Genomic DNA, 20927 nt, shown 5'->3' with positions numbered 1-20927 from the left:
GCCCGGCCCGGACCCCCGGGAGCCGCCGCGGATTCCGCGGCGCGGTCACCGGGGTCGTCGCGACCGGCGCGACCGGCGGGGCCGTCAGGGTCACCGGGACCGTCGCGGTCCGCGGCCGCCGTGCCGGTGCGCGCCGTGCCGGTGTCCGCCGTGCCCCGCGCTCCCGCGTGGTCCGGACCGGCGGTGTCGTGCCCCGGCACCGCCGTACCGCCCGCGGGCGTGCCCGGGGCCGCCGTCTCGTCCCCGGGACCGGGCGCCGCCGCCTCGTCCCCGGCGGCCGGAACCCCCGTGACCGGATCGTGCGTGTGCCGATCTGCCATGCGCATGGGTTCCCCCTCGGCCCCGAATCCCCGGGCGCCACGCTATCCGCCCGCCCCGCACGGCGAGGGGCGAACGCGGCAGAGGACGCGCGTGCGGACACACGCGTGCCCCCGTACCGGATCACTCCGGTACGGGGGCACGGATCAGGCGTGGCGGCGGCCGCGCGGACCGCGGAGGCCCTACAGGCCGAGCTCGACCTCGAACTCGCCGGCCTCCAGGATCGCCTTGACCGCCGTGAGGTAGCGGGCGGCGTCCGCGCCGTCCACCAGACGGTGGTCGTAGGAGAGCGTCAGGTACGTCATGTCCCGGACGCCGATGACGGTGCCCTCGGCGGTCTCGATGACCGCCGGACGCTTCACGGTGGCGCCGATGCCCAGGATGGCGACCTGGTTCGGCGGCACGATGATCGTGTCGAACAGCGCACCGCGCGAGCCGGTGTTGCTGATGGTGAAGGTCGCACCGGACAGCTCGTCCGGCGTGATCTTGCTGGCCCGGACCTTGCCCGCGAGGTCCGCGGTGGCCTTGGAGATGCCGGCGATGTTCAGGTCGCCCGCACCCTTGATGACCGGCGTCATCAGACCCTTCTCGGAGTCCACGGCGATGCCGATGTTCTCCGAGTCGAAGTACGTGATGGTGCCCTCGTCCTCGTTGATCCGGGCGTTGATGACCGGGTGGGCCTTCAGCGCCTGGGCCGCCGCCTTCACGAAGAACGGCATCGGGGAGAGCTTGACGCCCTCGCGGGCGGCGAAGGACGCCTTCGCCTGCTCGCGCAGCTTCATCAGCTTGGTGATGTCGACCTCGACGACCGAGGACAGCTGCGCCTGGCCGTGCAGCGCCTTCATCATGTTGTCGCCGATGACCTTGCGCATGCGGGTCATCTTGACCGTCTGGCCGCGCAGCGGGGACGTCTCGAGCGACGGCGCCTTCGACGCGGCCGGGGCGGCAGCGGCGGGGGCCGGCGCGGCCGCGGCCTTGGCGGCCTCGGCGGCGGCGATGACGTCCTGCTTGCGGATGCGGCCACCGACGCCGGTGCCCTTGACCGAGCCCAGGTCGACGCCGTTCTCGGCGGCGAGCTTGCGGACCAGCGGGGTCACGTAGGCGTCGCTCGACTCGACCGCGGCGGGGGCCGCGGGCGCGGCCGGGGCCGCCTTCGGAGCCGGGGCGGCGGCCGGAGCCGGGGCGGCAGCCGGAGCCGGGGCCTCCTGCTTGGGAGCCTCCTGCTTCGGGGCCTCCTGCTTGGGAGCCTCCTGGGCCGGAGCCGGAGCCGGAGCCGGAGCGGCGGCCGGGGCGGGAGCGGCCGGGGCCGCGCCCTTGGCGCCGATCACGGCCAGCTTGGCGCCGACCTCCGCGGTCTCGTCCTCGCCGACCACGATCTCCAGCAGCACGCCGGAGGCGGGGGCCGGGATCTCGGTGTCGACCTTGTCGGTGGAGACCTCGAGCAGCGGCTCGTCCTCCGTGACCTCCTCGCCGACCTCCTTCAGCCAGCGGGTGACGGTGCCCTCGGTGACGCTCTCGCCGAGCGCCGGGAGGACGACGTCGGTGCCCTCGGCCGAACCGCCCGCGGGGGCGGCGGCAGGGGCCTCCTCGGCCGGAGCCGCGGGAGCCTCGGCCTGCGGGGCCGGAGCGGCCTCGGGAGCCGGGGTCTCGGCGGCGGCCGGGGCGGGAGCGGCCTCGGGGGCGCCGGAGCCGTCGTCGATGACGGCCAGCTCGGCGCCGACCTCGACGGTCTCGTCCTCGGCGACCTTGATCGAGGCCAGCACGCCGGAGGCGGGGGCCGGGATCTCGGTGTCGACCTTGTCGGTGGAGACCTCGAGCAGCGGCTCGTCGGCCTCGACGCGCTCTCCCTCGGCCTTCAGCCAGCGGGTGACAGTGCCCTCGGTGACGCTCTCGCCGAGCGCCGGAAGGGTTACGGAAACCGCCATGGTTTCAGTTGCTCCTTACAGAAAGTGCGGTAGTGGTCTGTCGCGCCCGTGACTGACTAGTCGTGGGAGTGCAGCGGCTTGCCGGCCAGCGCCAGGTGCGCCTCGCCGAGAGCCTCGTTCTGCGTCGGGTGGGCGTGGACGAGCTGCGCGACCTCGGCCGGCAGCGCCTCCCAGTTGTAGATCAGCTGCGCTTCGCCGACCTGCTCGCCCATACGGTCACCGACCATGTGGACGCCGACCACGGCACCGTCCTTGACCTGGACGAGCTTGATCTCGCCCGCGGTCTTCAGGATCTTGCTCTTGCCGTTGCCCGCGAGGTTGTACTTCAGGGCGACGACCTTGTCCGCACCGTAGATCTCCTTGGCCTTCGCCTCGGTGATGCCGACGGAGGCGACCTCGGGGTGGCAGTACGTCACCCGCGGCACGCCGTCGTAGTCGATCGGAACGGTCTTCAGACCGGCCAGCCGCTCCGCCACCAGGATGCCCTCGGCGAAGCCGACGTGCGCGAGCTGCAGGGTCGGGACCAGGTCGCCGACCGCGGAGATCGTCTCCACGTTGGTCTGCATGTACTCGTTGACCAGGACGTAGCCGCGGTCCATCGCGACGCCCTGCTCCTCGTAGCCGAGGCCCTGCGAGACCGGACCGCGGCCGATGGCGACCAGCAGCACCTCGGCGTCGAAGGTCTTGCCGTCGGCGAGGGTGACGCGCACACCGTCCTGGGTGTACTCGGCCTTCTCGAAGAAGGTGCCCAGGTTGAACTTGATGCCGCGCTTGCGGAAGGCGCGCTCCAGCAGCTTGGAGCTGTTCTCGTCCTCGACCGGGACGAGGTGCTTCAGGCCCTCGATGACGGTGACGTCGGTGCCGAAGGACTTCCACGCCGAGGCGAACTCGACGCCGATGACGCCGCCGCCCAGGATGATCGCGGACTGCGGGACGCGGTCCAGCGTCAGCGCGTGGTCCGAGGAGATGATGCGGTTGCCGTCGATCTCCAGGCCCGGCAGGGACTTCGGCACGGAACCGGTCGCCAGCAGGACGTGGCGGCCCTGGACGCGCTGACCGTTCACGTCGACGGAGGTGGGGGAGGACAGGCGGCCCTCGCCCTCGATGTAGGTCACCTTGCGGGAGGCGACCAGACCCTGCAGGCCCTTGTACAGGCCGGCGATCACGTCGTCCTTGTACTTGTGGACGCCCGCGATGTCGATGCCCTCGAAGGAGGCCTTGACACCGAACTGCTCGGCCTCGCGGGCCTGGTCGGCGATCTCACCGGCGTGCAGCAGGGCCTTGGTGGGGATGCAGCCGTTGTGCAGGCAGGTGCCGCCCAGCTTGTTCTTCTCGATCAGTGCGACGTCCAGGCCCAGCTGAGCTCCGCGAAGGGCCGCAGCGTAACCGCCGCTACCGCCGCCGAGGATCACTAGGTCGAAAACGGTGCTGGCGTCGTTCGCCACGTCACGTCCTCCATGCATGTGCGCCGTTCGCCCCGGTCCTCTGTGACCGGGCGGCGGCTGGTGTTCGGCCGCTTGAGTCTTCGGCCCTGTGGTGGGGGCCCTGTCCTGCCGAGAACCCATCTTTGCACTTGTTGCCGGGACGCGGGACGCGGGGCCGGGGCTTGGGATGGTGAGCTTGAGCGCTTTTCAGGGCTACCGGGTGGTAGAGAACGCGCCGCGGGCCCGTGGTGTTCCCGCCGCCCGGGCGCACGGCCCGGCCCCGCACGTGCGAGGGGCCCGGAAGATCCCCCGGGCCCCTCGCGTCGCGGGCCGCCGGGGGCGGGCCCCCGGCGGCCGGCGGATCAGAGACCGAGCTCGCCCGCCGCCGTCCGCTCCGCGAGACGGACCAGCGTGCGCACCGCCGAGCCGGTGCCGCCCTTGGGCGTGTACCCGTAGGGCGCGCCCTCGTGGAACGCCGGACCCGCGATGTCCAGGTGCGCCCAGGTGATGCCCTCGCCGACGAACTCCTTCAGGAACAGGCCGGCCACCAGGCCGCCGCCCATCCGCTCGCCCATGTTCGCGATGTCGGCGGTCGGGGAGTCCATGCCCTTGCGCAGGTCGGACGGGAGCGGCATCGGCCAGGACGCCTCGCCGACCTCGCCCGCGATCTCGTGGATCGACGTGCGGAAGGCGTCGTCGTTGGCCATGATCCCGAACGTGCGGTTGCCGAGCGCGAGCACCATCGCGCCGGTCAGCGTCGCCACGTCCACGATCGCGTCCGGCTTCTCCTCCGACGCCCTGGTCAGCGCGTCGGCGAGCACCAGACGGCCCTCGGCGTCCGTGTTGAGCACCTCGACCGTCTTGCCGCTGTACATGCGCAGCACGTCGCCGGGGCGGGTGGCCGAGCCCGACGGCATGTTCTCGGCCAGCGCGAGCCAGCCGGTCACGTTGACCTCCAGGCCCAGACGCGCGGCGGCCACGACCGCGGCGAACACGGCGGCGGCGCCGGACATGTCGCACTTCATGGTCTCGTTGTGGCCGGCCGGCTTCAGCGAGATGCCGCCCGAGTCGTAGGTGATGCCCTTGCCCACCAGCGCGAGGTGCTTGGCGTTCCGGGCGTGGGTGTAGCTGATCTTCACCAGGCGCGGCGGGTTCTGCGAGCCCTGGCCGACGCCGAGGATGCCGCCGAAGCCGCCCTTGACGAGCGCCTTCTCGTCGAGCACCTGGACCTTGAGGCCGTGCTCCTTGGCGGCGGCCGTCGCGACGGCCGCGAACGCCTCGGGGGTGAGGTCGTTCGGCGGGGTGTTGATCAGGTCGCGGGCGCGGTTGATCTCCTCCGCCACCGCGGCGGCGCGCTCGGCCGCGGCCTTGAACGCCTTGTCGCGGGGCTTGCCGCCCAGCAGCGTCACCTCGGCCAGCGGCTTCTTCGCGCCGGGGGCGTCCTCCTGGTAGGCGGTGAACGCGTAGGCGCCGAGCAGGGCGCCCTCGCCGATCGCCTGCGCGTCCTCGGCGGCCTCTATGGGCAGCGCGAAGGCGGCCTTCTTCGAGCCGGCCAGGGCGCGCGCGGCGCTGCCCGCGGCCCGGCGCAGCGACTCGGTGCCGTACGCCTCCTCGTCGCCGGGCTCCGTACCGAGCCCGACCGCCAGCACGACCGGCGCCTTGAGGCCCGCCGGGGCGGGAAGCTTGGTGACCTCGCCCTCGGCACCGCTCGCGCCGAGGGTCTGCAGGACGGTGGCGAGCTTTCCGTCGAAGGCCTTGTCCACGGCCTCGGCGCCCGGGGCGACGACCGGGCCCTTGGCGCCCTTGGCGACTCCGACGACGACCGCGTCGGCACGCAGCGTCGCTGCGCCTGCGGTGCTGAGAGTGAGAGCAGTCACGGTGGTGAAATCTCGCTTCCTTGAGTTCCGGGTCCGCCGGGACGCCGTGTGGACGGGAGTCCGGTGGGCCGGAGGCATACCCCTGGTTGGTTGTGCACGGGAATGGATCCCATCGCCATGCCGGAGAAGAGCCTACGCGTGGCCATATGTCTCGCTCACGGCGGCGGCTGTTCACTCGTCCGTGGTGTCTCTCGCGGGTTTCGGGCGGTGAAGCAGAGAGCTCAGCCACACTCGGGCCGTTCGGGCAAGGGGGCCGCGCGCTCCTTTGCATCTTCTCCACAGCTCCTCCGCGCGCCGGTCCGGCACGCGGAGGTCCGTGACGCGTCCGGGGAGGACGCGCAAGGGGGGCACCACCATGGACCTGAACCGGCCCCGCGCGGGCAGAACCGCCGCCGCGGCACTCGCCGGAGTGCTGCTGGCGACGGCCGTCCCGGCCGCGGCATCGGCCGCGCCCGCGCCGCGCATCGACCTCGCCGTGCTCGTCGTCGACGACGGCGGGGGCGCCGTGGACGCGATCGTCTCCGAGCTGGAGTCCACCGGCGTGCCGCACCGGCGCCTGGACCTGACCGACCCGGACCGGCCGACCGTGGACGCGGCCTTCCTCAGCGACACCGTCGACGGCCGGCCGCGGGCGAAGTACCAGGGCGTCGTCGTGCCGGACGAGGACCCGTTCGGCGCCGGCACCGCCGCCGGCGCCGCGGAGAACGAGGCCCTCTTCGCCTACGAGCGCACCTTCGGCATCCGCCAGGTCGACGCCTACACCTGGTCCCACCCGGGCGTCGGACTGGAGTACGTGGACGCCGGCGGCCACGCCGGCATCCTCGACGGGGCGCCGGCCGCGGTCACCGCCGCCGGCCGCTCCGGCCCCTTCGGCTACCTCGACGGCCCGGTCGCCTTCGAGGACAACTCGCCGCTCGTCGCCGAGAGCTACGGCTACGCGGGCCGGCCGAGGGAAGGTTTCACCAGCTATCTCGACGTGCCCGTGGGCGACGGCGCCGGGCGCGGCAGCCTGGTCGGCGAGTACGCCCACGACGGGCGCCGCGAGCTCGTGGTCACCTTCGCGTACAACCGCCACCAGCGGCAGTTCCGGGTGCTGGCGCGCGGCATCGTCGAGTGGCTGACCCAGGGCGTCCACCTCGGCCGGAGCCGCAACTGGTTCTCGGTCCACGTCGACGACGTCCTCGCCCCCGACGCCCGGTGGGACACCGCCCGCAACTGCACCCCCGGCGACATCGACTGCGTCGGCGGCGGCGAGGAGGCGCCGCCGATCCGGATGACCGCCGACGACGCCGCGTACGCCGCGGCCTGGCAGCGGCGTGCGGGGTTCACCCTCGACATGGTCTACAACGCCGGCTCGGGCGAGGAGTGGAAGGCCGAGCACGGCGGCAGCGACCCCCTCGCCGACCGCCTGATCGCCGACCGGGCGCAGTACCGCTGGATCAACCACACCTGGACCCATCCCTTCCTCGGCTGCGTGCAGGACGTGACGGTCGTGCCGTGGCGGTGCGCGAACGACGCGGCCGGCAGGACCCGTTGGACGAGCCGGGCCGAGGTGTCGGCGCAGATCCGGCAGAACCACGACTGGGGCGTTCGCAAGGGGCTCGCCGTGGACCGCACCGAACTCGTCACCGGCGAGCACTCGGGCCTGCGGACGCTGCCGCAGCAGCCGGCCGACAACCCGCATCTCGCCGGCGCCCTCGCCGACAACGGGGTCACCTGGATCGCGAGCGACAACTCCCGGGAGCCGCAGCAGCGTCCGGTGGGCTCCGCCCTGACCGTGCCCCGCCATCCGATGAACGTGTACTACAACGTGGGCACGGCCGAGGAGATGGCGGACGAGTACAACTGGATCTACACCTCCGCGGCCGACGGCGGCAGCGGCATCTGCGAGCGGGACCCGGCCTCCACCTGCCTCCCCGGTCCGCTGGACACCGCCACCGGCTGGGCCGGGCACATCGTGCCGCAGGAGGCCCGCACCGCCCTCGCCCACGTCGTCGCGAACGACCCGCGCCCCCACTACGCGCACCAGTCCAACCTGGCCGAGGACCGCCTGCTCTACCCGGTGCTCGACAAGGTCCTCGCCGACTACCGCGCCCTCTTCGCGGACAGCGCCCCGCTCGTCGTCCCGCGCCAGCGCGAGGCCGGAGAGGAACTGGAGCGCCGTGCGGACTGGCGGACCGCGCTCGCCGGCGGCGGGGTGACCGCCTACCGCATCGGCGACACCGTCACCGTGAAGGCGCCGCGAGGGGTGGCCGCACCGGTCACCGTCCCGGAGGGCACCCGCAGGCAGCACCTGCTGACCACCTCGGTGTTCGGCGGTGCCTACGCCGGGACGCGGTCCGCGTGGACGGAGCCCGAACTGCTCCAGACGGCCGTCACCCTGCGCCTGCCCTCCTGACCCGCCCGCCCCAACCGGCCCCGCCCGGTCGGGCATCGCCCACCGGGCGGGCATCTCCTCACCCCTCACCCGTCACCCGTCCGTGACGGGCACTCCGCCACGGCGCACGCCGCGTCGCACCCGCCGGCCGACGACGAAGTCCCCCGGCGGGTGCCGCCTGCCCGCGCCCGCACCCGCCCGCGCCGCACGCGTGCCACGCACGCCCGCGGCCGGCCGGATCACCCGTCGCGGCGCGACCGACCGTCCGCCGTCCACCTGCCTGGGGGAACGAACCGAATGCTGAGCAGCGGTCGCCACGTCACCATGCTCACCGAAGGCACCTATCCGCACGTCCACGGCGGCGTGTCCACCTGGTGCGACCAGCTCGTACGGGGCATGCCGGAAGTCGACTTCCACGTCCTCGCCCTCACCGGCAGCGGCCGGGAGCCCGTCGTCTGGGACCTGCCCGGCAACGTCCGCCGGCACGTCTCGTTCCCGCTCTGGGGACCCGAACCGGACTGCCGCCGTCTCCCGCGCCGGGAGCGGGGCCGCTTCCTCGCCACGTACGAGAGGTTCCTGCTCGCGCTGCTCGACCCGGACGCCGGCTGCCACCTCGGACCGGAACTCGACCGGCTCGCCGGCTGGGCCAGGGAGGGGCGGCTCACCTCCGCGCTGCGCTCGGAGGAGGCCCTGCGGTCGCTCACCTGGATCTGGTCCATGCCGCACCTGCCGACCGCCGCCGCCCGGCCGACCGTGCACGACGCGCTCACCGCCACGGACCTGCTGGAGCACGCCCTGCGCCCGCTCGGCGCCCGCATACCCGACGACGCCGTGGCCCACGCCGTCAGCGCAGGACTGGCCACGCTCCCCGCGCTCGCCGCCCAGCACTTCGAGCGGGTGCCGTTCCTCCTCACCGAGCACGGCATCTACCTCCGCGAGCGCTATCTCGGCTACCGCACCCATCCGCAGCGCACCCCCGTGAAGACCCTGATGCTCGCCTTCTACCGGGAGCTCAACACCCTCGGCTACCGGCGGGCCGACCTGATCACCCCGTGCAACCGCTACAACCGGCGCTGGGAGGAGCACGGCGGCGCCCCCGCCGCGCGGATCCGCACCGTCTACAACGGCGTCGATCCGGGGGCCTTCCCCGAGGCCGGCCCCGAACCGGACGTCCCCACCGTCTCCTGGGCCGGCCGCATCGACCCCATCAAGGACCTGGAGACCCTGATCCGGGCGTACGCCGTCGTGCGGGCCGAACTGCCCGCCGTCCGGCTGCGGCTGTTCGGCGGGGTGCCGGACGGGGGCGAGGCCTACCGCGTCCGGCTGGAGAAGCTGGCGGCCGAACTCGGCGTCGTCGACGGCATCCACTGGGAGGGGCGGATCTCCGACGTCGCCCGCGCCTACGGGGCCGGCAGCGTGGTCGCGCTCTCCTCGATCAGCGAGGGCTTCCCGTTCTCGCTGATCGAGGCGATGTCCTGCGGCCGGGCGACGGTGTCGACCGATGTCGGCGGGGTGCGCGAGGCGGTCGGCGACACCGGGGTCGTCGTCCCACCGCGCGAGCCCGCGGTCATGGCGGCCGCGCTGACCGCGCTGCTGCGCGATCCGGCGCGCAGGGCAGCGCTGGGGCGCGCGGCGCGGCAGCGGGTCGTCGACCGGTTCACCCTGGCCCGTTCGGTGGACGGCTTCCGCCGCATCTACCGGGAGCTGGCCGGCTTCCCCGAAACCGAAACCGAAACCGACACCGGCGCCGACGCGGGTCCCGGCCCCGGCGCGGGCTCCGCCCCGTCCCGGCCCGAGGCGGTGCTGCGATGAGCGGCCCGCTCTGGCAGGAACCCGGCGACCTCCTGGACGCCCTGCCCGTCCTGCCCCGGCAGCCCGGTGCCGCCTCGCGCGGCGCGCGGGCCGCCGACCCTCTGGACGCACTGGCGCTGCGCCTGCACGACGTGATCGCCGCGGCCGTCCACCCCGACGAGGTCGCCGCGATCCTGGAGTCCGACGGCATGACGGACGATCACATCCGCCTCGCCTACGGCCGGTCCGACTCCTTCGCCCTCGCCGCCGAGCTGTACGCGAAGGTGCCCCGCAGCCACCCCGAGCCGCCCGTCCCGGCGGCCGCTCCCTGGCACACCGGACTCCTCGGCTCGCTGCTGCGCGGCCTGCTCTTCGCCCTGCCCGGCCTCGGCTGGCTCCTCGCCGCACCGCTGCTCGGCGAGCCGGTGCTGCCACCGCTCCTCGCGGGTGCGCTGACGGGCTGGATGTGGAACCAGGCCATGGCCCACCGGGCCTACTGCCGCCTGGGCCTCGGGGACCGCCCCGCGGCGGCCCGCTGCCTGGCCGCCGGAGCACCTGCCGGGGTGCTGCTGGCCACGGCCGCGACCGTGGTGTGCACGGGTCCCGGGCAGTGGCCGTCGGCCGTGTTCTCCACGGCGCAGGCGGTGTACCTCGCCGCGGCCACGGCCCTCCTGGTCCTCGGCCGGGAACGCGCCCTGCTGCACTGCCTGCTGCCCCTGCCGGCCGGAGCGGCCGCCCTCCTCGTGACCGGCCTGCCGGTCTGGGCGCGCGCCCTCCTGCTGTCGGCCTCCCTGACGGCCACCGTCCTGAGCGCCGCGACCCTGCTGCGCCGCACCGCGCTCGCCGGTGCGCCGCGCCCGCGGGCACGGACGGCCGCGACCGGACCGGGGCAGGCGGCGCGCACCCGCGTGCCCGCCCCGTCCCGCACCGCACCCGCCGGCGGCCGGCTCCCGTCCGCCCGGTCCGCGGTCCGGGCCGTCGCGGCCCGGTTCCCCGCCGCTGCGAGCGCACCGGCGCGGCCCCGTGGCGCCGGACACCGGGGCCGTCCCGTCCGGGGTGTCCGGCCGGGCGGCGAGGCAGCCGGCGGGGGAGGGGCGGCCCGGCCGCCGGAGAGGTCCCGTCCTCCGCGGGATTCCGGTCCCCGGCCGGCCGCGTCGCTGCCGCACGGGCTGTTCGGGCTCGGCGCGGGCGTGCTCGTCCTGCACACCGCGCTCGGCGACGTGTTCCACGGCGAGCCCGGCGCCCTGGTCGCCGGACCGTCGGCGGTCGCGCTGACCCTCGGCAACGGCCCCGCGGAGTGGCTGCTGCACCGCTTCCGGGGCGGGGCCCTCGCCGGGCTCCGCTCGACGGTCTCGACGACCGCGTTCCGCCGGGCCGCGGTGCTGGTCCTCGCCCGCTGCCTCACCGCCCACCTCCTCGTCCTGTGGGCGCTCGCCGCGGCGGGCACCCTGCTGTGGCCCGGCGCGCCCGGTCTCGGCGGCGTACGGCTGGCGACGCTGCTGCTGGTCGGCTCGGTGCTGTGGACCGGCCTGCTGCTCCAGGCGTTCGGGAAGGTGACGGCCGCCGCGGCCGTGGTCTCGGCCGCCGCTCTGGTGCAGACGGCGCTCACGGCGTCGGGCGCCGCGCCGCCGGGGACGGCCGGCCTCGCCGTCGCCGCGGTCTCGGCCGCCGCCCTCCTCGCCCTCGCCTGCGCCCTGCTCGGCCGTGCCACGGCCCACCGCCCGTGACCGGGCTCCTGGTGCCGTACTACGAGCACCCCGCGGACCGGCCCGCCGCCTGGGACCGCCTGGTGGCCGCCGCACCCCGGCTGCACGCCGTCGTCGTCAACCCGGCCAGCGGGCCGGGAACCGCACCGGACCCGGCGTTCGCCGCGGTCGCGCGCCGGCTGCGGGCAGCCGGAGTGCCCGTCCTCGGCTACGTCGACACCGGCTACGGCCGCCGCCCGCACCAGGCGGTCGTCGGCGAGATGCTGCGCCACCGCGACTGGTACGCGACCGACGGGCTCTTCCTCGACCAGGTCTCCTCCGGCCGGGACGCCCTGCCGCACTACACGCGGCTGACCGTCGCCGCCCGGGTGGCGGGCGCGGCGACGCTGGTCCTGAACCACGGGGTGCCCCCGGACCCCGGATACGCCCGGCTCGCCGAGGTCCTGGTGACCTTCGAGGGGCCGTGGGACGCGTACGCCCCGGTGGCCGCGGCACCCGCGTGGACGGCCGCGTTCCCGCCGGAACGCTTCTGCCACCTCGTCTACGCCGCCCCGCCCGGCGCCCGTGCCGCGACCCCGGTGCACTGCGCGGTCCCGGGGGCGGGAGCGCACCCCTGGGGGACCCTGCCGCACGGGCTGGACGGCGGATGAGCCCGCCGCTCAGCCCAGGACGAGCACCACCAGCGCCGCCGTGCCCGCCGTCTCCGCCAGGGCGCCGAACACGTCGCCCGTCACGCCGCCGAGCCGCCGCACGCACCGGCGCAGCAGCAGTTCGGCGGCAGCCAGGGCGACGGCCACCGCGAGCACCGTGTGCAGCGCGGCCGCGACACCGCCCAGGACGGCGGCGGCACCCGCCGCTGCCGCCGTGACCAGCGCGACGGTGCCCAGCGCCGCGCGCACGGGCACCGCCCCGGCGACGGCCGCCCCGAGCCCGTCGGGGCGGGCGGCGGGCACGCCCGTGCGGGAGGCCGCTGTCAGGGCCAGCCGGGCGGTCACCCCGGCCAGCGCGGCCGCGCACGCCCCGCGACCCCAGCCGGCCGCCCAGAGCTCGTTCAGCGCCGCGACCTGGGCCAGCAGGACGAACAGGACGGTGACGACGCCGAAGGGCCCGATGTCCGACTGCTTCATGATCCGCAGGGCGTCCTCGGCGGGCTTCCCGCTGCCGAGGCCGTCGGCGGTGTCGGCGAGGCCGTCCAGATGAAGGGCGCGGGTGAGGACCGCCGGCACCGCGGTGCTCGCCACCGCCGCGAGGAGCGGGCCGGAGCCGAGCAGCACGAGGAGTCCGCCGGCCGCCGCGGCGCACAGCCCGACGACCAGCCCGGCGAGGGGCGCCCACACCATCCCGGCGCGGCCCGCCTCGCGGTCCCAGCGCGTCACCCGCACGGGGAGGACGGTCAGGGTGCCGAAGGCGAAGCGTATGCCGTGCGATGAGTCCACCGCGCGAGGGTAGCCCGTCGCCCGTCGCCCGTCGCCCGTCGCCCGTCGCCGGCCCGCACGGCCGCCCGCGCCCACCCGCACCCGCCCTCCCGCAACCGAGCCGTGCCCCGCGGCAGGACCCGCATGGCGGTAAATTGCGCAAAACGCGCGAATATGGAGCACACGGAATGGGCCACTGGTTCTACCGCAACATCGTCGAGCCGGGGAAACTCCCGATGTTCCTCGCCCTGGTCTCGTTCGTCCTCACCTTCCTGCTGACCCGGATGATCACCCGCATGATCCGCGCCGGCAAGGGCCCCTTCCGCAACGTCAGCCCCGGCGGGCTCCACATCCACCACGTCGTGCCCGGGGTCGTGCTCACCGTCATCGGCGGCTTCGGCGCGGTCGGCAGCGGCCAGTACGGCGTCGCCTCCGCCATCTGCGCCGTGATCTTCGGCATCGGCGTCGGTCTGGTGCTCGACGAGTTCGCGCTCATCCTGCACCTGGACGACGTCTACTGGACCGAACAGGGCCGGCAGAGCGTGGAGGTCGTCGTCCTCGCCGCCGCCCTCGCCCTGCTCTTCCTCAGCGGGTCGTCACCACTCGGCGTCGACGGCCTGACCCCGGACGAACGCCAGAACCGCGCCTCCCTCCTCCTCACCGTCGCCGCCAACTTCCTCTTCGTGCTGATCGCCCTCGTCAAGGGCAAGGCCCGGCTCGGCCTGATCGGCGTGCTCGTCCCGTTCGTCGCCCTCGTCGGCGCGGTGCGCCTCGCGCGCCCCGACTCCCTCTGGGCGCGCCGCTTCTACCGCAACCGGCCGAAGGCCAGGGCCCGTTCCGCGGTGCGCGCCGAACGCCACGACCGGCGCTGGGAGCGCCCGCGGCGTGCCTTCCAGGACCTGATCGGGGGCGCCCCGGACCGGCCCGCCCTCCCCCCGGAGCGCGATCCGTCCGACCGCGGGCAGCCCTGATCCGGCACGCTACGGCGGGCCGGCGCGTCCCCGTGCCCCGCCGGCCGTCCGCCGGCGCGCCACCGCGCCGCCCGCGCACAGCACCAGGGCTGCCGCGACGGCCGCCAGGTGCTCCTTGCCCGCCAGATCCGGCTCCACGGCCACCTCGGCGGCCATCGCCGCCACCACGAGAGCGCACGTGACCCACGCCCGGTAGCGCAGGCAGACGCACACTGTGAGGCCGACGACCGCGGCCGACGGCCCGGTGTCCAGGACCGCCGCGTCCGACGCGGGCAGCCCGAACGCCCCGTCCGGCCCCACGGCCACCCCGACACGCGCGTACGCGGTGCCGGCCAGGGTCGAGACGTACGCGATCACCACCAGCGCGCGGCGGCCGAGGGCGATCTCCGCGACGCCGAACACCACCAGGACCTGCGCCAGCGCGCCCCACACCGGCAGGCGTTCCGCCGGGACGAACAGCGACAGGGGGGTGCGCGCCAGGGCGAGCCACAGCGGGTCGTCCGCCCGCACACCGCCCACCGCCTCCACCACGGGCAGGCCCCAGGAGCGGCGTTCCACGGCCCAGGCGACGGCCGTCAGCCCGACCGACACCAGGGTCAGCGGGACCGCCCGCAGGCTCCGTGCCGCGAGCGCGGGACGGACCGCGGCGTACAGCGGTCCCCATTCGCGGCGGGCGAAGGCGGACGCGGTGTTCACCGACCGCTTGCCAGCCGGCGGCGGCGCGCCCACTCGGGCAGTCCCGGAGCCTCCAGGAAGCCCTCGGCGCGTGCCGCGGCCACGCCGATGCGCGGCAGGTCGGAACTCTTCTCGAAGAGCATGTAGCGCGGTTCCCAGATCGGCCGGTACTTCGCGTTCGCCCGGTAGAGGGACTCGATCTGCCACCAGCGGGAGAAGAACCCGAGCACCGAGCGCCACAGCCTCAGCACCGGCCCCGCGCCGAGCCGGGAGCCCCGCTCGAAGACCGACCGGAACATCGCGAAGTTCAGGGAGACCTCGGTGACGCCGATCTCCTCGGAACGCTGGAGGAGTTCGATCACCATGAACTCCGTCAGCCCGTTCTCCGCCTCACGGTCACGGCGCATCAGGTCCAGCGACAGCCCCTTCGGACCCCACGGCACGAAGCTGAGCAGCGCCTTCGGCGTCCCGTCGCCGTCCGCGCACTCCAGCATCACGCAGCGGCCGTCCGCCGGGTCGCCCAGCCGGCCCAGCGCCATCGAGAAGCCCCGCTCGGTCGCACCGTCGCGCCACTCGTCGGCACGCCGCAGCAGCTCGGCCGCCTCCTCGGGCGGGATGTCCTCGTGGCGCCGGATCCGCACCTCGTACCCGGCGCGCTTCACCCGGTTGTAGGCCTGGCGCACGGAACGCATCGCCCGCCCCTCCAGCGTGAACTCGTCCGTGTCGACGATCGCCTCGTCGCCGAGCTCCAGCGCGTCCAGCCCGTGGCGGGCGTAGACCGTGCCGGCCTCCTCGCCGGCGCCCATCACCGCCGGGACCCAGCCGTGCTCGCGCGCCTGCGCCAGCCACGGGGCGATCGCGCCCGGCCACGCCTCGGGGTCGCCGATCGGATCCCCGGACGCGAGCGACACCCCGCCCACCACCCGGTACGCCACGGCGGCCTTCCCGGTCGGCGACCACACGACGCTCTTCTCCCGGCGCAGCGCGAAGTACCCCAGCGAATCGCGGTCCCCGTGCTTGTCCAGCAGCGCCCGCAGACGGGCCTCGTCGTCCTCGGTCAGCGGATCCACGGCCCGCCGCGAGCGGAACGCCGCGTACAGCACGGCGAGGATCAGCAGCGTGGACATGATGTTGATCAGGACGTCGACCCACCCCGGTGTGGTGATCGCCGGGAAGCGGTCGTCGTCCACGGAGACGGAGACCAGCCGCATCGCCCCGTAGCGCCACTTCTCCAGGAAGGTCGAGCTCTGCGGGGAGGTGTCGGTCAGCGCGACGAGTCCGGTGGCGGCCAGCGACGTGACGAGCAGCCCGCCCACGGCGACCCCGCCGGCGAGCTTCGGGTTGGAGCGGTCGCCCTTGGCGTAGAACTCCCGGCGGCCGATCAGCAGCGCCGCCACGAAGGCCGCGGTCAGGACGAAGGAGATCCAGTTCTGCGCCTTGCCGCGGATCTCGGGGAACACCAGCGCGACGGCGAACAGCAGCAGGAACAGACCGCCGAGCACCAGGTTCAGGATCCAGGCGGCCCGTTTGCGGCGCCGCATCGTCACCGCGAGGAAGAGGGTGAAGACGCCGGAGGCGAAGCCCGCGGTCAGCAGGTAGGGCGTGAAGTAGTCGTCGGCGTTGTGGCGGCGCAGATCCTGGCCCAGGGACACCCACACGGCGCTCAGGAAGTTCACGAACGTCACGAGGCGCAGGTACCAGATGGCGAACGCGGCGGCCCGCCGCGACCGGTCGCCGCCCTCACCGGAATCACGGACATCTCCCATGAAACGGGATCATATGGGGCGCTTGAGGCGGGGGCAGTGAGGCCGACGGCGGCCCCACCACCCCGAGCCGGCTCAGCCGCCGGGCAGCTCCGCCTTCTCCTCGTCCGCCGCGGCGGGCCGGTCGCGCTCGGGCAGCTCCGCGACGAGAGCCGCGGCGGACTGGAGCAGCGGCAGCGCGAGCAGCGCCCCCGTGCCCTCGCCCACGGTCACCCCGTGGTCGAGCACCGGCGTCAGCGCCAGCCGGTCCAGCGCCTTCGCCTGCGCCGGCTCCCCGCTCAGCTGCCCGGCGAGCCACCAGTCGGGCGAACGGAACGCCGCGCGCTGCGCCACCAGGGCGCACGCGGCCGTCACCACGCCGTCGAGGATCACCGGCAGCCGGCGCGACGACGCCTGGAGCAGGAAACCCGTCATCGCCGCCAGGTCGGCGCCGCCCACCGCCGCCAGCAGCTCCAGCTGGTCGCCCAGCACCGGACGGGCACGCCGCAGCGCGTCCCGGATCGCCGCGCACTTGCGCATCCACGCCAGGTCGTCGATCCCGGCGCCGCCCCGGCCCGTGACCACCGACGCGTCCGTGCCGCACAGGGCGGCGACCAGCGTGGCCGCCGCGGTCGTCCCGCCCACACTGAGGTCGCCGAGGACGACCACGTCCGTGCCCGAGTCCGCCTCCTCGTCGGCGATCGCCATACCGAGGCGCACCGCCTGCTCGGCCTCCTCGACGGTGAGCGCGTCCTCGACGTCGATCCGCCCGCTGCCGCGGCGCACCCGGTGACGCGTGACGTCCTCGGGCAGGAGCTCCGGGTCGCAGTCGAGACCGGCGTCCACGATCCGCACCGGCACGCCGGTCCGGCGCGCCACCACGGACACCGGGCGCCCGCCGTCCAGGACCGCCCGCACCAGCTCGTGCGCGGTGCCCGCGGCACGCCCCGACACCCCCAGCCCGGCGACCCCGTGATCACCGGCGAACAGCACCACCCGCGGCCGCTCGACGGCCCGGACCGGGACGGCGGCCTGCGCCGCCGCCAGCCACTCGGCCAGCTCGTCGAGACGGCCGAGTGCCCCGGGCGGCACGACCAGCCGCTCACGCCGTTCCTCGGCGTCACGCCGGACACCGCTGTCGGGGCGCTCGATCAGATCGGAGAAGTCGTCGAGATTCAGCCTGCTCATTCGCGGAACAGTACCCGCCCCAAGGGGGGCCGCCCCTGGGGGGCGGTGTCCGCGGGGGCGGGTCCCCTTGGGGGGCGTTGCGGTGTCCGCGGGCGCGGTGCGCTTTCGTGTGCGGGTGTGGGGGTGGCGCACCCACGCTGCGCGCGGGGGGCCTTGCCGGGGCGGGGGGCGGTTTCCGCGGGTGTGGGTTTCGCTCGTGTGCGGGTGCGGGTGTGTGGGTGGCGCACCCCCGCTGCGCGCGGGTTGTCCTCAGACGCCGGACGGGCTTTGTTGCGTGGTCGGGCTTGCGCCCTGCGTGCGGGCGGGGGTGGTGCACCCACGCTGCGCGCGGGTGTCCTCAAGCGCCGGACGGGCTTGGGTTGCACGGCGCTGGTCCGGTGCGTGGAGTGGGGGTTGCGGGTCCCTCCGGAGGCTAGAGCGCCCGCTCGCCCCAGACTTGACCTGCCCTAGCCGGAGGACCGTCGGCCGCTTACGCCTCCTGCGCGCCCCGTGTCCCCGGGGAACGTACCGGCCCGCCGGTGTCGGGGCTGTCTCTTCGTCCGCGGCCCCGGTGGTCGTGAGCATCTGTGGCCGCGTGTGCTGTTCGCGGCATGGCCTGGTGCCGTGTCCTCAATCGCGGGACCGGGTGGCTTGCTCACCTCCGCTGCGCGTGCGAGGTGTCCTTGCCGGACGGGCCGAACATGTACGGGCAGGCGCCCACATCGCCTCGTGCCGCGTCCCCGGTCTCGGACGGCCACCCTGCACCCACCTACCCGCAGCCGGAACTGCTCCCTCCCCCCGTCCGGCCGGTGCGTTCGCCGCGGACACGGGGCGCGCAGGAGGCGTAAGCGCCCGACGGTCGTCCAGTTAGGGCGACGTAGGTCTGGGGCGAGCGGGCGCTCTAGCCTCCGGAGGGACCCGCAACTTTTGTCCTGCGGTGCGGACCCGGTTCGGGCAACTCAAGCCCGTCCGGCGTTTGAGGACACCCGCGCGGAGCGGGGGTGCACCACCCCCGCCCGCACAAGAAAAACACGCCCGACCGGGCACCAAAGCCCGTCCGGCGTCTGAGGACAACCCGCGCGCAGCGGGGGTGCGCCACCCACACACCCGCACCCAAACGTGCACCCGCACCCGCGGGCACCCCCCCCCGGCAAGGCCCCCTCAGCGCAGCGTCAGCGCCTGCCCCGCCACCACCAGCAGCACATGCTCGCACTCCGCGGCGAACGCCGCGTTCAAGCGGCCCAGTTCGTCGCGGAAACGGCGGCCGGAGGCGGTCGCGGGGACGACGCCCGCGCCGACCTCGTTCGTCACGGCGACGACCGTCCGCCCCGTCTCCCGTACCGCCGCGAGGAGTTCGTCCGTGCGCTTGCGCAGCGCGCGCTCCCCGCCGTTCGCCCAGCGGTCGTCGTCCCAGGCGCCCGCCCGGTCCATCGCGTCGGTGAGCCACAGCGACAGGCAGTCGATGAGCAGCGGCGGCCCCTCCTCGGCGAGCAGCGGCGCCAGGTCGCAGGTCTCGGCGGTCTGCCAGGAGCCGGGCCGCCGGTCGCGGTGGGCGGTGACCCGGGCTGCCCATTCGGTGTCGCCGTCGCGTGTCCCGCCGGTGGCGACGTACAGCACGTCGGGGAAGGACTCCAGGCGCCGCTCGGCCTCCAGCGACTTCCCGGACCGGGCGCCCCCGGTGACCAGGGTGCGCCGGGGCACGTCGGGGACGGCGTGGTACTCGCCCACGATCAGGGTGGTTCCGTCGGGAACCGCCCGGGCTCCCGCGGCGGCGAGCCTGCGCCGCAGTTCGGCGCCGCCCGGTGCTTCGTGGCCGAGGTGGGCGGCGACCACGTCGGTGGTGGCTCCGACGGCGCCCGCGGCCCGCAGCCGGGCCACCGCGTCCGGCCGGCCGACGACGTCCGCGACGACCATCTCGTAGGCCGCGAGTCCTTCCGCCAGCCCGGCCGGCGCCGCCCCGGGCGGGAGGTAGAGGAGCCGTGCCCCGTCGGGGGCGGTGACCTCGTATCCGGTGCCCGGGTGGTCGACGGGCACCGCGCGCACCCGGTGTCCGCTGATCAGCGTGAGCACCCGTCCGTCGGGGACGCGGCCCGCCGTCGGCAGCCCGGCGGGCAGGTCCACCGCGGGCCCGTCGTGCGGGTGGGTCAGCAGCACCTGCCGCACCCCGGCCAGCGTGTGCCCGGCCCGTGCGGCGGCCAGGGCCGCTCCCGGGGTCAGGTCCAGCAGCAGCGCGCCGTCCACGAGGAGTGCCGTCGCGGCGCGTGCCCCGTCGCCGCGGGCGGTCGCGCAGACGGCGCAGGGGCAGCCGGGGCGGGGGAGTCCGGCCGGGGCGCCGGTGCCGAGCAGTGTCAGTTCCACGCCCCTGATCCTCCCGTGTCCCCGTGGCGGGTGCGCGCCCGGATACGCTGCGGGCAGCACCGAGTGATCAGCTGCACGACCCCAGGGAACCGGGAGGCGCACATGGCATGGACGTGGCGGTTCGAGACGGCCGACGGTACGGAGGTCCAGCCGGCGGTGGAGCCGGAGGAGTTCACCACCCAGGGCGACGCGGAGTCCTGGATCGGCGAGTACTGGAAGCCGCTCCAGGAGGGCGGCGCCGACCAGGTGGTGCTCTCCGAGGACGGCGCGGTGGTCTACGGGCCGATGAGCCTGCACGCCGAGCAGTCCTGACCCCCTGCCCGGGGTCCGCGGCGCCGCCGCGGGCCCCGGGGAGCGGACCTGCGGGCCGCGGCACCGGTGCGTTCCGTCCGGCGCACCGCGTCCGTCAGGCCCGCCGTACCCCGCACAGGTGCAGGAGCGCGGCCACTCCGCGGTAGGGGTCGGTGCGTCCGGCCCGGTCCTCCGCGGCGAGGAGCTGCCGCAACGCGTCGCCCTCCGGTACGGCTGCGTCCTCGCCGGCGCCGTCCGTGAAGACCCGCACCCCGTACCAGGTGTGCAGGGGGGCGTTGATCCCCTCCAGCGTGGCCGTCAGCGCGGCCAGCCGGTCGGCCCGCACGGTCAGTCCGAGCCGGTTCGTGTACGTGTCCGAGGTGAACGCCGACTGCGCGCCGGCCCAGTCCCCGGCGAGGCCGGAGCGCATCGCCAGGGCGTCGCCGTTGCGTACGAGGAGCGACAGCAGGCCGCCGGGCGCCAGCATCCGGGCGAGGCCCGCCAGCATGGCGTCCGGTTCGGCGGCGTACATCAGCACGCCGTGGCAGAGCACCACGTCGAAGCTGCCGGGGAGGAAGTGCACGCCCGTGTCCCGGCCGTCGCCCTCCACCAGGCGGACCCGTTCGCGGATCCCGTCCGGTTCCCGCGCCAGCGTCTCGCGTGCGGCGTCCAGCTTGACCGCGTCGGACTCTATGCCCGTGACCGCGTGCCCCGCCCGCGCCAGGCGCAGGGCCTGGGTGCCCTGCCCCATCCCGACGTCGAGCACCCGCAGCCGCTGCCCGACCGGGTAGCGGGCGGAGATCTGCTCCTCGAGCTGACGGGCGACGAGTTCCTGGCGCACGGTGTTGCGCAGTCCGTGCACCTCCGCCGGCCACTCGGCGGACCCCCCG

15 protein-coding genes are annotated in these 20927 nt (G+C 75.0%); 6 read left to right on the top strand and 9 right to left on the bottom strand.

The features are described from left to right. Positions 1-500: 500 nt before the first annotated feature. The 3 genes from sucB to IAG43_RS08355 all read right to left on the bottom strand — a co-directional run bounded on the left by sucB (position 501) and on the right by IAG43_RS08355 (position 5544). Positions 501-2243, bottom strand: a complete 1743-nt coding sequence (gene sucB / locus IAG43_RS08365; protein WP_187740125.1) for a 2-oxoglutarate dehydrogenase, E2 component, dihydrolipoamide succinyltransferase — start codon at positions 2241-2243, stop codon at positions 501-503. A 56-nt stretch (positions 2244-2299) separates the two neighbouring features. Next, positions 2300-3688, bottom strand: a complete 1389-nt coding sequence (gene lpdA, locus IAG43_RS08360; protein WP_187740124.1) for a dihydrolipoyl dehydrogenase — start codon at positions 3686-3688, stop codon at positions 2300-2302. Between the two features lie 341 nt (positions 3689-4029). Beyond that, positions 4030-5544: a leucyl aminopeptidase gene (locus IAG43_RS08355; protein WP_187740123.1), complete on the bottom strand. Its 1515-nt coding sequence runs from the start codon at positions 5542-5544 to the stop codon at positions 4030-4032. A 355-nt stretch (positions 5545-5899) separates the two neighbouring features. Between IAG43_RS08355 and IAG43_RS08350 the strand changes: the two genes are divergently transcribed. From IAG43_RS08350 to IAG43_RS08335, 4 genes are all read left to right on the top strand, one after another. Next, positions 5900-7942, top strand: a complete 2043-nt coding sequence (locus IAG43_RS08350; RefSeq protein WP_187740122.1) for a hypothetical protein — start codon at positions 5900-5902, stop codon at positions 7940-7942. 276 nt (positions 7943-8218) lie between these two features. Beyond that, positions 8219-9733, top strand: coding sequence for a GT4 family glycosyltransferase PelF (gene pelF, locus IAG43_RS08345; protein WP_187740121.1), 1515 nt, complete (start codon positions 8219-8221; stop codon positions 9731-9733). Beyond that, the gene (locus IAG43_RS08340; protein WP_187740120.1) at positions 9730-11439 is read left to right on the top strand and encodes a hypothetical protein; all 1710 of its coding nucleotides are present in this window, start codon (positions 9730-9732) and stop codon (positions 11437-11439) included. Before pelF ends, IAG43_RS08340 begins: the two co-directional genes overlap by 4 nt. Beyond that, positions 11436-12068, top strand: a complete 633-nt coding sequence (locus IAG43_RS08335) for a spherulation-specific family 4 protein (protein WP_187740119.1) — start codon at positions 11436-11438, stop codon at positions 12066-12068. Before IAG43_RS08340 ends, IAG43_RS08335 begins: the two co-directional genes overlap by 4 nt. 9 nt (positions 12069-12077) lie before the next feature. Here the strand turns inward: IAG43_RS08335 and IAG43_RS08330 are convergent, their stop codons facing one another. Then, positions 12078-12854, bottom strand: a complete 777-nt coding sequence (locus IAG43_RS08330; RefSeq protein WP_187740118.1) for an adenosylcobinamide-GDP ribazoletransferase — start codon at positions 12852-12854, stop codon at positions 12078-12080. 167 nt (positions 12855-13021) lie between these two features. Here IAG43_RS08330 and IAG43_RS08325 point away from each other — a divergent pair, with 167 nt between their 5' ends. Further along, on the top strand, positions 13022-13804 hold the full coding sequence (locus IAG43_RS08325) for a hypothetical protein (RefSeq protein ID WP_187740117.1): 783 nt from the start codon (positions 13022-13024) through the stop codon (positions 13802-13804). Positions 13805-13813: 9 nt separating this feature from the next. Here IAG43_RS08325 and IAG43_RS08320 read toward each other — a convergent pair whose 3' ends face one another. From IAG43_RS08320 to IAG43_RS08305, 4 genes are all read right to left on the bottom strand, one after another. Then, positions 13814-14500: a hypothetical protein gene (locus tag IAG43_RS08320; RefSeq protein ID WP_187740116.1), complete on the bottom strand. Its 687-nt coding sequence runs from the start codon at positions 14498-14500 to the stop codon at positions 13814-13816. Beyond that, positions 14497-16245: a phosphatidylglycerol lysyltransferase domain-containing protein gene (locus tag IAG43_RS08315; RefSeq protein WP_187740115.1), complete on the bottom strand. Its 1749-nt coding sequence runs from the start codon at positions 16243-16245 to the stop codon at positions 14497-14499. Before IAG43_RS08315 ends, IAG43_RS08320 begins: the two co-directional genes overlap by 4 nt. A gap of 72 nt (positions 16246-16317) precedes the next feature. Then, positions 16318-17400: a nicotinate-nucleotide--dimethylbenzimidazole phosphoribosyltransferase gene (cobT, locus tag IAG43_RS08310; protein WP_246574714.1), complete on the bottom strand. Its 1083-nt coding sequence runs from the start codon at positions 17398-17400 to the stop codon at positions 16318-16320. 1149 nt (positions 17401-18549) lie between these two features. Continuing rightward, positions 18550-19746 (bottom strand): bifunctional adenosylcobinamide kinase/adenosylcobinamide-phosphate guanylyltransferase, encoded by a 1197-nt coding sequence (locus IAG43_RS08305; protein WP_187740113.1) that lies wholly within the window; start codon positions 19744-19746, stop codon positions 18550-18552. 102 nt (positions 19747-19848) lie between these two features. On the opposite strand from IAG43_RS08305, the gene IAG43_RS08300 reads away from it, so the two are divergent. After that, complete coding sequence (locus tag IAG43_RS08300; RefSeq protein WP_187740112.1) at positions 19849-20058, top strand: hypothetical protein; 210 nt, start codon at positions 19849-19851, stop codon at positions 20056-20058. Positions 20059-20152: 94 nt separating this feature from the next. On the opposite strand, the gene IAG43_RS08295 is transcribed toward IAG43_RS08300, so the two are convergent. Then, a complete protein-coding gene (locus IAG43_RS08295; RefSeq protein ID WP_246574159.1) occupies positions 20153-20899 on the bottom strand; it encodes a class I SAM-dependent methyltransferase in 747 nt (248 codons plus the stop codon). Between the last annotated feature and the right edge of the window lie 28 nt (positions 20900-20927).

The sequence above is a fragment of the Streptomyces genisteinicus genome (genome assembly GCF_014489615.1).
Taxonomy (GTDB): domain Bacteria; phylum Actinomycetota; class Actinomycetes; order Streptomycetales; family Streptomycetaceae; genus Streptomyces; species Streptomyces genisteinicus.
The sequence above is the reverse complement of the archived record's forward strand: the minus strand, read 5'-3'. Positions and strand labels throughout refer to the sequence as shown.

Bases quoted from the DNA above. Each gene is read 5' to 3' on its own strand.
- pelF (WP_187740121.1), top strand. From the start codon at position 8,219: ATGCTGAGCAGCGGTCGCCACGTCACCATGCTCACCGAAGGCACCTAT.
- IAG43_RS08340 (WP_187740120.1), top strand. From the start codon at position 9,730: ATGAGCGGCCCGCTCTGGCAGGAACCCGGCGACCTCCTGGACGCCCTG.
- IAG43_RS08315 (WP_187740115.1), bottom strand. From the start codon at position 16,245: ATGGGAGATGTCCGTGATTCCGGTGAGGGCGGCGACCGGTCGCGGCGG.
- IAG43_RS08350 (WP_187740122.1), top strand. From the start codon at position 5,900: ATGGACCTGAACCGGCCCCGCGCGGGCAGAACCGCCGCCGCGGCACTC.
- sucB (WP_187740125.1), bottom strand. From the start codon at position 2,243: ATGGCGGTTTCCGTAACCCTTCCGGCGCTCGGCGAGAGCGTCACCGAG.
- IAG43_RS08325 (WP_187740117.1), top strand. From the start codon at position 13,022: ATGGGCCACTGGTTCTACCGCAACATCGTCGAGCCGGGGAAACTCCCG.
- IAG43_RS08300 (WP_187740112.1), top strand. From the start codon at position 19,849: ATGGCATGGACGTGGCGGTTCGAGACGGCCGACGGTACGGAGGTCCAG.